Genomic DNA, 10022 nt, shown 5'->3' with positions numbered 1-10022 from the left:
GCGCCGCCGCGCCGCCTTGGGTCCCGGTTCGGCACGGCCGGCCTTGGCGTCGCTGGGGGCGCCTGGGGGCTCGCCCTGACGGGCGTCCGGCTGTCTTGAGCGCCGCGTCGGAGTGCCCACCGCGCCGCTCAAGACAGCCGGACGCCCGTCAGGGCGAGGCCCGCGGCGGCCGCCGCGACGGCGAGCGCAGCCGTGCCGACGCCGTACCCCAGGCCGGCCCGGCGAGCGTCGCGACCGGCACGACGCCCAACGGGGGAAGTGCGGCGCCGATCGCGGCGCGGGCAGCCGTGCCGACGGCTCCGCCCGCCGCGACGAGGAGGATCGCGGAGGGGCGCAGGTGGAGGGGTCGCGTCACTCCGCGAGGTCCCAGGGCGCCGGGCGCGACGGGTCGCGGTCGGCGCGCGGGACGACGAGCACGGGGCGGTGCTGACGGTGCGCGAGGTGGGCGGCGACGCTCCCGCTGAGGAACTCGGCGATGCTCGCGAGCACGCCCGCGTCGCGGGTGCCGACCACGATCATCCGCGCGTCGACCTCCTCGGCGACCTCGGCGAGCGCCAGGGCGGGCTCGCCCTGCGCCGCGCGCAGCGACCACTGCACGGTGCTGCCGTCCAGCTCGTGCTCGACCGTCTCGCGGAGCCCGGGCGGGAGGGACGGGCCCTCGCCGCGGTCGGCCGCGGCGCCGACGAAGCCGAGCGGGATGCCGCCGGTCATCGGATCGACGTACTCGCCGACGAGGTACGGATCGGCCGAGACCGACACGAGCAGCAGGGCGGCTCCGGCGTCGGCGGCGACGCGGGCGGCGGTGCGCAGGACCTCGGGTCGCTGGCCGTCGACGATGCCGACGAGGACGGGCCCGGTGGGGGTGGGTGCGGTCATGAGGAGCTCCTTCCCGGTTGCGCCCCATCCTGGCACCGCACGGGCGCGAGCGGTCGGAGCATCCGTGCCGGATCCGTCGTGATCGTTCCGTTATGCGCGGGCCTCGGGCTAGAGTGGCTCGTCGCCGGATCCCCACCGGCCCCCGACCCCCCGTCACCACCGTCATCCGAGGAGAACGCACGCGTGTCGAAGCCAGGCATTCCCACCCCTGAGGAGAGTGCCGGCACCCCGACCACTGCACCCCCGACCCGGCGCGAGGCCCGCGAGGCCGAGCGCCGTGCGGCCCGGGCCGAGGCGGAGACGGGCGCGGCGACCGCCGGTGCCGCGGTCGAGGGCAGCGGATCGGACAACTCGCCCGCTTCCGCAGGCGCTGGCGACTCCGCGGACTTCATCGTCGACGCCGCATCGGCCGTGGCGCCCGCTCCGACCGTGTCGGTCGAGGTCCCCGCCGTCGCCTCCCCCGCCTCCCGGTCGATCCCGGCCTCTCCGCGTCGCGCGTCCGCCTCCCGCCCCGTCGCTCCCCGCGTCGCCGAATCCGCCCGGGCCCGTGGCCTCAGCCGCCGCGCCCTGGCCTTCGGGACGTTCTCGGTGGTCGGCGGCCTCTTCGCCACGGCCGCGATCCCCGCGTACGGCGCCCGCAGCTCCTCCGCCACCGCGACCGGCCGCGCCGCCGCGAACCGGGTCGGCCTCCAGAACCTCACCGTCTCCTCCGACGCCGCCGGCCAGACCGCCGTCCGCGACGCCTTCGCCGCACCGACCCAGGCGCAGCTCGACGAGGCCAGCCGCCAGGCGGCCGTGCTCTCCGGATCCAACGGCGGCGAGTTCTCGACCGTGCAGACCCGCGCGGTCGGCGACGACTACCCGTGGCCCTACGAGACCATCGACGACGACGGCGGCGGACTCTCGCCCCTCGGCTACTACTACCGCGAGTGCGTCGACTTCGTGGCCTGGCGCCTCAACCGTGACGCCGGCCGCACCTCCGCGCCGTGGAAGTACACGTGGGGCAACATCACCCCGCTCGGCGGCAGCGCCTACGAGTGGCCGGACAACTGGGCCGCGAAGGGCTGGGCGACCAGCAGCGTCCCGATCGTCGGCTGCGTCGCGTGGTGGACCTACAACCACGTCTCCTACGTGCAGAAGGTCAACGACGACGGCACCGTGCTCCTCGAGGAGTACAACTACGGCGGCAAGCACAGCTACGTGACCCGCACCTTCCCCACCGCGCAGGTCCCGCTCTTCCTGTACCCGCCGGTCCTGTAGGGGGCCTGTCCCCGTCGCGCGTCGGCGGGCGGTGTGTCGCGATCCGTCCCCAGCGCACGCCGACGGGCGAGGGGGTGCGATCGCGCGTCAGGCGAGCGCGGCGAGGAGGATCGCGAAGGCGGCCGTCGTCGGATCGACGAGCGCCATGTGGTCGGCGGCGGCGAGCTCGTGCAGCTGCACGGCGGGGTGCCGGTCGGCGTATCGGCGGCTGTAGGCGACAGGGACGTCCTCGTCGAGTACGCCGTGGATCAGCGTGATCGGCTGCGGCGGCGCGGGCAGCTGCGCGGGGTCGGCGCCCGGAAGCAGCGCGAGGTCGCCGCCGAGGAGCTCCCCCACGGCGTCGTCGCTGAGGCGGTCGGCGGAGGCGGCGGCCAGGTCGAGCACGCCCGCCAGTGCCACCACAGCGGCGACGTGCGGCGACGGACGGGCGGCCTGCGACCAGACGGCGAGGTGGCCGCCGGCGGAGTGGCCGACGAGGGCGACCGGTCCGGCGCCGGGCAGCAGTGCCGGGAGCGCCGCGAGCACGGCCAGGACGTCGTCGCCGGTGCCCGGCCAGCCGCCTCCCGGGTCGCCCGTGCGCCGGTACTCGGGGAGGAGCACGTCGTGCCCGCGGTCGGCCAGTGCCGCCGCGAGCGGCCGGGCGTGCCGCCGGTCCCACCGCGCCCGCCAGAACCCGCCGTGCACGAGCACGACCGGCCGGCGCGCCTCGCCGGGCGCCCCGCGGAAGACGTCCGCGATCTGCTCCGGAGCCTCCCCGTACCGGCGCACCTCGTCCGGCTCGCGCCCCTCCGACTGCTGCATCCCCCCAGTACCTCCCCGCGAGACGCCACGTCGGTGCGCCCGGCACGGCGTGTCGCGTACCGGAGCCGCATCCCGCTGAGACGGAGGCACGGGAGCGCCCGCGTCAGGCCTCGAACCAGCCCCGGGGGTGCTGGTCGGCCGTGAGGGGCGTGCGCGGGCGGGTCGGGCGGGCCCAGCGGACGGCGTTCGCCAGCACGCGCCGGATGTCCGGGTGGTGGTAGACGGGGTAGTCCTGGTCGCCGGGCGAGAAGTAGAAGACCCTCCCGAGGCCGCGGGTGTAGGTCACGCCGGAGCGGAACACCTCGCCGCCGGTGAACGTCGACAGGAACACCGTCTCCTCCGGCACCGGGATGTCGAAGTACTCGCCGTACATCTCCTGCTCGGGGATGATCAGCGGGCTGGGCACGCCCTCGGCGATCGGATGCGTGGGCGCGATCGTCCAGACCAGCTCGCGGTCGCGGTCGTTGCGCCACTTCAGCGAGCAAGTCGTGCCCATGAGCGCCTTGAAGATCGACGAGTAGTGGCCCGAGTGCAGGACCAGGATCCCCATCCCCTCCTGCACGTGTCGCAGAACCCGCTGGACGACCTCGTCCGACACCTCCTCGTGCGCGATGTGCCCCCACCACAGCAGCACGTCCGTCGTCGCGAGCGCCTCCTCGGTGAGCCCGTGCTCGGGCTCGGGGAGCGTCGCGGTGCGCACCGAGACGGCGTCGCCGAGCGACTCCGCGAGCCCGTCCGCGATGACGCGGTGGATGCCGTCCGGGTAGTGGCGCAGCACGGTCTCGTCGCCGCGGGTCTCGTGGCGGAACTCGTTCCAGACGAGGACCTCGATCGGGGCGCTCATGCGACCGCCACCTCCTGCTTCTCGGCGGCGGAGCGGTAGATCGCGTCGACCACCCGGCTGCGGTGCAGCGCGTACTCGCCGTGGTGGCCGGAGTAGCGGGGGCCGCCCGCGGGCGCGTCGGCTCCCGAGGCGATCGCCTCCAGGAACTCGGCGATGACCGAGCGGTGGTGCCCGGCGGGGACCTTCACGTCGGGGTGCGAGAAGGTCGGCGCTCCGGCGACCTCGGAGTAGAGCGTCAGAGTCCCCTCCGTGGCGTAGTCGGCGATGTGGAGGCGCGCGCCCCCGGCCGAGCCGAGCAGCTCGACCTCGATGTCCTCGTCGACCTTCGAGTAGCTGGCCCAGGAGGCGTCGAGCTGGAGCGAGCGGCCGTTGTCGAGGCGCAGCAGGGCGCTCGAGAAGTCCTCCACCTCGAACGCGTGCGTGCCGGTGGCGGCGACGCCGTGCGGGCGCCCTCCGCGGCCGGAGCGGCCGATCTCGCCGTACGCGACCGCCGAGACGCTGGTCACGCGCGGCTCGTCGAGCAGGTGCAGCGCGATGTCGAGCACGTGGGAGCCGAGGTCGATCAGCGGGCCGCCGCCGGCGAGCTCCTTGCTGGTGAACCAGGAGCCGATGCCGGGGATGCCGGTGCGCCGCTGCCAGCTCGCGCGGGCGTGGTAGACGTCGCCCAGCGGCGCGTCGTCGAGGTAGTCGCGGAGGAAGGCGACGTCGGCGCGGCGGCGGTGGTTGTAGGCGATCTCGAGCACCCGGTCGTTCGTGCGGGCGGCCTCGACCATCTCGGCCGCCAGCTCGGCGGTGGTGGCGAGCGGCTTCTCGCAGAAGACGTGCTTGCCGCTCGCGAGCGCGGCCACGGCGATCGGGTGGTGCAGGTGGTTCGGGACGCCGATGGAGACGACGTCGAGGTCGTCGCGAGCGACGAGGTCCTCCCAGTCGGCGTAGAGGTCGGGGACGCCGCGGGTCGCGCCGAGTTCGTGCAGGCGCGCCTCCTCCTGGCCGGCGAGCGCGACGACGCGGGCGCCGGGCAGGGACTGGAAGGCATCGAGGTGGGTGGTGCCGGCGAAGCCGAGGCCGACGACCCCCACGCGCAGCTCAGTGGTGTTCTCTGTCATGCGCCGAGCCTACTCGAATCGATTCGAGCACTCCTCGGGCGGCGTGGCTTCCTGGAGCGCCGGGCAGGCCGAGCGTCAGGCCGCGAGACGCGCCTCGAGCGCGGCGAGCGACGCGCGCAGGGCCGGCGCCTCGAGGGCGTCGCCGTCGGCGGCGGCGTGCGCGGCGGCGAACGCCTGGACCTGGCGGTGCAGCTCGACGCGGGTCCCGCCGCGGGCGACGACCGCGAGCCGCTCGGCGAGGCGCACGCCGGCGCGGACGACGAGCGGCTGCTCCATCGCGCACGAGCGCAGGGCGAGGAACACGTCGGCCAGAAGCTCGCCCGCTCGAGGCCACGGGACGACCAGGCGAACGACTCCGTCGGCGTCGGAGTAGCGGCCGCGCGCCTCCGGCCGGCCGCAGAGGTCGACGAGCGCGCTGGTCAGGGCCTCGACGGCGCCGACCGCGGTGTACGGGTCGTTGGTGCCGGTCGCGAGCCCGCGGACTCCGATCTCGACCACCTGCTGGACGGCGTAGCGGAGGTCCTGGTGCGGGGTGCGCGCGTCGGCGACGACGACCGCGGCGACCGCCTCCTCCTGGGCGACGGACCCCTCCAGGACCTCGAGCACCGGGTCGCCGACGAGGACGTGGTCGCCGGGCAGCGCGAGCACCCGGAGCCGCGCGTCGCCGCGGCGGGCCAGGGCGACCAGCCGCTCGACCTCGAGCTGCTCGACGTAGCCGCCCCGCACCGCCCGCAGGACGACCGGCTCGCGCCCCGCCGGCGGCAGGGCCTCCTCCGCGTCCGTCGGCTCCTCCCCGCTCTCCGGATGCAGTCGCTCGATCACGTCGACGAGCTCGCCGAGCACCCGCTGCTGCAGCGTCGTCACCTGCACCGACAGCGCGATGTGGTGGATGAAGTAGACGAGCACCGCGACGTCGCCCACCGCGAGCAGCACCGAGAACGAGACGGCCACCACCGGCACGAACGTCAGCGACGCGTCCTCCTCGGTGTGCACCGCGCGCAGCACGATCAGCGAGTACAGGAACGTGGACGTGAGCACCGCCAGGACGACCTGGTTGCCGCGGTCGGCCATGAAGTTGCGGACCAGCCGGGGCCCGTAGGCGGAGGACGTGGTCGCCAGCACCGAGATCGTGATCGAGAACGAGGTCGCGGCGACGCCCAGCATCGTCCCGCCGATCGCCGAGAGGATCGCCCGGCCGCCGGTCGGCGACAGGTCCTCGATCAAGGGGATGTCGCTGACGCCGGCGCGGACCAGCAGATGGTCGACCTCGACCAGCCCCAGCGCCAGCCCGACGGCGAGGACGCCGAACAGCGCCGGGAGGAACCAGAAGGATTCGCGGAGATGGAGGAGCCGGGAGCGCATCCTCGACGGCTAGAGCGGCGCCTCCTCGCGGGCCGCGCCGCCGCGGAGGCTTGCGCGCCGGGCCGGGACGTGCCGCGGTGCCTGCCGCCAAGGCGACGTCGCGTCAGGGCCGTCCGCACTGCGGGGGCGTCGTCGCGACGGACGCCGGACGCACCGGAGGCGCCGACCCCCGGGGATCGGCGCCTCCGCAGGGCGTCAGGTGACGTTGATGAGCGTGCGCTGCCAGCCGGAGGATCCGTCGGGCGCGACCGGCGCGCGGTCCTCGATCTGAACCATGCCGTTCTTGTCGACCGCGCGGACCGCGACGTAGTGCGAGCCGGGCTGGGCGTCCCAGTCGACGAACCACTGCACCCAGGTGTCGAGGTTGACCGGGGTCGAGAGCGTCGCCTCCTGCCAGTCGCCGTTGTCGATGCTCACCTCGACCTTCTCGATGCCGATGCTCTGCGCCCAGGCGACGCCCGCGATCTTGAGAGCGCCCGAGGTGACGGGGACGCCGATCCGCGGGGTGTCGATCCGCGAGGACATCTTGATGGGGGCCTCGGCGGAGTAGCCGCGCGGGGTCCAGTAGGCCTGGTCGGCCTCGAAGGTGGTGACCTTGAGCTCGGTGAGCCACTTGGTGGCCGAGACGTAGCCGTAGAGGCCGGGCACGATCATCCGCACCGGGAAGCCGTGCTCGAACGGGAGGGGCTCGCCGTTCATGCCGACGGCGAGGATCGCGTCGAGGTTCTCGTCCGTGACCGCGGTGATCGGGGTGGACGCCGTGTAGCCGTCGCTGCTGGTCGAGAGGAGCATGTCGGCTCCGCTCTGCACGCCGGCCATCTTCAGCACGTCGCGCAGGGGGACGCCGAGCCACTTGGCGTTGCCGACGAGGTTGCCGCCGACCTGGTTCGAGACGCAGGTGAGGGTGATGCCGTACTCGTCGAGGCCCATGTCGAAGATCTGCTGGAGGTTCAGCGTCACCTCGCGGTCGACCATGCCGGTGATCTTCAGCGACCAGGCCGACGGGTCCAGGTTGGGCACGGTGAGGGCGGTGTCGACGCGGTAGAAGTCGGCGTTCGGCGTGTAGAGCGGGGTGATGCCCTCGATGTCGAGCTCGGCGCCCGCGGGGACCGAGACGGTGCTGCGCGGGGACGGCAGGCGCAGGGCGTCGCGGACACCGGCGAGGGAGGAGGTCGCCGCGTTGACCAGGCGGGCACCGGTGCCGACGACTGCCGCGCCGACGGCGGAGATCAGCGCGATGCGGAAGAAGCCGCGGCGCTCGAGGGCGCCCGGACGGGCCTCGGAGGATGTTCCCCTGGCCTCCGAGGCCCGGGCCGCACGCCAGCCGCGCAGGCGCGTGAAGAGGAGGTGCATGACGACGACGGCGACGACGAGTCCGACCAGCGTGGGCACCGCAGCGAGCGGCGACGCTCCGGTGCGGGTCACGATGGCGGCGATCGAGAGGCCGCCGGCGATCACGAGCAGCACCTGGCCGAGCGGCGGGCGGACCAGCTGGAGCACTCCGGCGATCGCGGCGGCGACGACGACCGCGGCGCCCACGCTGCCGAGCAGGAAGGCCTTGTCGTTCTCGCCGAACGTCTCGATCGCGAACTCCTTGAGCGGGCGCGGGACGATGTCGACGATGAAGGCGCCGAGCGCGAGCACGGGGCTCGCGGTGCGGGCGACCGCGAGGGCGATGAGCTCGGCGACGGCGAGGAGGACTCCGCCCGTGACGATGCCCGCGAGGGCGGCGAGCAGGAAGTAGAGAGCTCGATGCTCGCGCACGGGTGCCGCTGTCTGGTTCATGGAGGAGAGTTTTCTCCCGCGACCTGCCGTTTCCCAGGGTGTCCCTGGTTTGGTCGTGTAGGCGCCTTTTTCATAACGAACAGGTAACGCACAGCGGCGGCATCTCGACGGGATCACCTCTCGCTCGGCCCGCCGCCGGGCCTCACCGCGCGCGACGCCCCCGCCGGAGGACCGCCGCGTTCGCGGTGACGATGAGGGCGATGCCGATCCATCCGGCCGCGCCGACGTCCTGCCCGAGCACGACCGCGCCGATGAGGGCGGCCAGGACGGGGTTGGCGCTCATGAGCGTCCCGAACACGCCCGCCGGGAGCCTCCGGAGCGCGATCACGTCGGCCACGAACGGGACGGCCGTCGCCAGGACGCCGGCGCCGACCGCCAGGAGCACGGTGCCCGCGTCGGGGCGGGTCGAGACGAGCGTCCAGACGGCGACGGGCAGGAAGACGGCGGCGGAGATCCCGGTCGCCGTGGCGGTCCCCTGCGCTCCGGGCAGACGGAGTCCGATGATCCGGTTGAGCAGGATGTACGCGGCCCAGCAGCACGCGGCCGCGAGACCGAGCGCGATCCCCACCTGGTCGGACGATGGCCTCGGCCCGGCGATCGCGACGACGCCTGCTCCGGCGACGAGGGCGCAGAGCGCGCTGGTCCTGCTCCGGGAGCCGAGGAGCGCGACCGCCAGCGGCCCGCAGAACTCCAGGGTCACCGCCAGCCCCAGCCCGATGCGGTCGATGGCCGCGTAGAGCGTGAGGTTCATCGCTCCGAACACCACGGCGAGGAGCAGGACGGGCCACCACTGCGCGCGGGTCAGGTCGCGGATCCGCGGCCGGACGACCGGGAGGAGGATCAGCGCGGCGACGATCTGCCGGACGGCGACCACTCCGACGGATCCCAGGACCGGGAAGGCCAGAGTCCCGGAGGCCGCCCCGAGCTGATTCGAGAGGGCGCTCGCGAGGGCGGTCGCGACGCCGACGGACCGGCCGTCGCCGGGGAGCTGCTTCGTCATTCCGGAAGTCTGCGAGCCGTCCGGCCCCGGCTCACAATGCATCACCGGTCCGATCGATGCGGGAACCGCATGAATAGGATGCGGTCATGGAACTGGAACTGCGCCACCTCCGGTCGTTCGTCGGCGTCGTGGACGCCGGGACCTTCACCGACGCGGGGATCGACCTCGGCATCTCCCAGACGGCGGTCTCCCGCAACGTCGCGGCGCTCGAGTCCGTCCTCGGACGAAGGCTCCTCCACCGGACGACCCGCAGCGTCGAGCTCGCGCCGGCGGGCGAGCGGGTGCTGCGGCACGCCCGCCGCGTCCTGGCCGTCGTCGACGACCTTCGCGAGGAGGCGGCGGCCGGGACGGACACGATCCGGATCGGGTACGCCTGGTCGGCTCTCGGCGAGCACACCCAGGAGTTCCAGCGCCGCTGGGCCGCGGCGCTCCCCCGCCACGAGCTGCAGCTGATCCGCTCCAACACCCCCACCGCGGGGCTCGCCGAGGGCCTCAGCGATCTGGCGATCCTCCGGCGCGGATCCCCGGCTGCGGACGTCGAGTCGGCTCTGATCGGCACCGAGAAGCGCTACTGCGCGCTGTCCGTCGACGACCCGCTCGCCGCGAAGCGCACGGTCACCCTCGCCCAGGTGGCGACCGCTCCGCTGGCGCTCGACGACCGGACCGGGAGCACCCGGCTCGACCTCTGGCCCGAGCACGACCGGCCGCGGATCACCGTCCCGACGACCGACGTCGACGACTGGCTCACGGTGATCAGCAGCGGCTCCGCCCGCGGAGTGACCGCGGAATCGACGGTGAGCCAGTACCGACGGCAGGGCCTCGCCTACCGGGTCGTCCGCGACGCCCCGCCGGTCCCCGTGCACGCCGCGTGGATCCGGAGCGACCCGCCGCCCGTCCTGGGCGACGTCATCGGGCTGCTCCAGGGCCTCTACCGCACCTCCGACTGACGACGACGGCCGCCGGGGGCGATCCCCGGCGGCCGTCGTCG

Annotated in this window: 10 protein-coding genes; 2 read left to right on the top strand and 8 right to left on the bottom strand. The window is 74.1% G+C overall.

The window, feature by feature from the left end:
* Positions 1 to 148 precede the first annotated feature (148 nt).
* Together C5C35_RS16805 and C5C35_RS16800 are read right to left on the bottom strand one after the other, a co-directional pair.
* Complete coding sequence (locus C5C35_RS16805) at positions 149 to 355, bottom strand: hypothetical protein (protein ID WP_104247674.1); 207 nt, start codon at positions 353 to 355, stop codon at positions 149 to 151.
* Positions 352 to 876 carry a universal stress protein gene (locus C5C35_RS16800; RefSeq protein ID WP_104318082.1) on the bottom strand — a complete coding sequence of 175 codons (525 nt, stop codon included), beginning with the start codon at positions 874 to 876 and terminating at the stop codon, positions 352 to 354. Before C5C35_RS16800 ends, C5C35_RS16805 begins: the two co-directional genes overlap by 4 nt.
* Positions 877 to 1059: 183 nt before the next feature.
* On the opposite strand from C5C35_RS16800, the gene C5C35_RS15410 reads away from it, so the two are divergent.
* A complete protein-coding gene (locus C5C35_RS15410; RefSeq protein ID WP_104337430.1) occupies positions 1060 to 2136 on the top strand; it encodes a CHAP domain-containing protein in 1077 nt (358 codons plus the stop codon).
* Between the two features lie 87 nt (positions 2137 to 2223).
* Here the strand turns inward: C5C35_RS15410 and C5C35_RS15405 are convergent, their stop codons facing one another.
* The 6 genes from C5C35_RS15405 to C5C35_RS15380 form a co-directional block, all read right to left on the bottom strand.
* A complete protein-coding gene (locus C5C35_RS15405; protein ID WP_104263522.1) occupies positions 2224 to 2937 on the bottom strand; it encodes an alpha/beta hydrolase in 714 nt (237 codons plus the stop codon).
* Positions 2938 to 3040: 103 nt separating this feature from the next.
* Positions 3041 to 3781 carry a ThuA domain-containing protein gene (locus tag C5C35_RS15400; protein ID WP_104263521.1) on the bottom strand — a complete coding sequence of 247 codons (741 nt, stop codon included), beginning with the start codon at positions 3779 to 3781 and terminating at the stop codon, positions 3041 to 3043.
* Positions 3778 to 4887 (bottom strand): Gfo/Idh/MocA family protein, encoded by a 1110-nt coding sequence (locus C5C35_RS15395; protein ID WP_104263520.1) that lies wholly within the window; start codon positions 4885 to 4887, stop codon positions 3778 to 3780. Before C5C35_RS15395 ends, C5C35_RS15400 begins: the two co-directional genes overlap by 4 nt.
* A gap of 75 nt (positions 4888 to 4962) precedes the next feature.
* Positions 4963 to 6249 carry a DUF2254 domain-containing protein gene (locus C5C35_RS15390; RefSeq protein ID WP_104263519.1) on the bottom strand — a complete coding sequence of 429 codons (1287 nt, stop codon included), beginning with the start codon at positions 6247 to 6249 and terminating at the stop codon, positions 4963 to 4965.
* 195 nt (positions 6250 to 6444) lie between these two features.
* Positions 6445 to 8034: a molybdopterin-dependent oxidoreductase gene (locus C5C35_RS15385; RefSeq protein WP_104263518.1), complete on the bottom strand. Its 1590-nt coding sequence runs from the start codon at positions 8032 to 8034 to the stop codon at positions 6445 to 6447.
* Between the two features lie 142 nt (positions 8035 to 8176).
* Positions 8177 to 9034 carry a DMT family transporter gene (locus C5C35_RS15380; RefSeq protein ID WP_104263517.1) on the bottom strand — a complete coding sequence of 286 codons (858 nt, stop codon included), beginning with the start codon at positions 9032 to 9034 and terminating at the stop codon, positions 8177 to 8179.
* Between the two features lie 86 nt (positions 9035 to 9120).
* Between C5C35_RS15380 and C5C35_RS15375 the strand changes: the two genes are divergently transcribed.
* Positions 9121 to 9981 carry a LysR family transcriptional regulator gene (locus C5C35_RS15375; protein ID WP_104263516.1) on the top strand — a complete coding sequence of 287 codons (861 nt, stop codon included), beginning with the start codon at positions 9121 to 9123 and terminating at the stop codon, positions 9979 to 9981.
* The last annotated feature ends 41 nt before the right edge of the window (positions 9982 to 10022 follow it).

Source organism: Rathayibacter sp. AY1F8 (assembly GCF_002932165.1).
Taxonomy (GTDB): Bacteria; Actinomycetota; Actinomycetes; order Actinomycetales; family Microbacteriaceae; genus Rathayibacter.
The sequence above is the reverse complement of the archived record's forward strand: the minus strand, read 5'-3'. Positions and strand labels throughout refer to the sequence as shown.

Excerpts from the sequence above, each read along its gene's own strand:
- C5C35_RS15390 (WP_104263519.1), bottom strand. The coding sequence starts at position 6,249 with ATGCGCTCCCGGCTCCTCCATCTCCGCGAATCCTTCTGGTTCCTCCCG.
- C5C35_RS15395 (WP_104263520.1), bottom strand. The coding sequence starts at position 4,887 with ATGACAGAGAACACCACTGAGCTGCGCGTGGGGGTCGTCGGCCTCGGC.
- C5C35_RS15380 (WP_104263517.1), bottom strand. The coding sequence starts at position 9,034 with ATGACGAAGCAGCTCCCCGGCGACGGCCGGTCCGTCGGCGTCGCGACC.
- C5C35_RS15400 (WP_104263521.1), bottom strand. The coding sequence starts at position 3,781 with ATGAGCGCCCCGATCGAGGTCCTCGTCTGGAACGAGTTCCGCCACGAG.
- C5C35_RS15375 (WP_104263516.1), top strand. The coding sequence starts at position 9,121 with ATGGAACTGGAACTGCGCCACCTCCGGTCGTTCGTCGGCGTCGTGGAC.
- C5C35_RS15405 (WP_104263522.1), bottom strand. The coding sequence starts at position 2,937 with ATGCAGCAGTCGGAGGGGCGCGAGCCGGACGAGGTGCGCCGGTACGGG.
- C5C35_RS15385 (WP_104263518.1), bottom strand. The coding sequence starts at position 8,034 with ATGAACCAGACAGCGGCACCCGTGCGCGAGCATCGAGCTCTCTACTTC.
- C5C35_RS16800 (WP_104318082.1), bottom strand. The coding sequence starts at position 876 with ATGACCGCACCCACCCCCACCGGGCCCGTCCTCGTCGGCATCGTCGAC.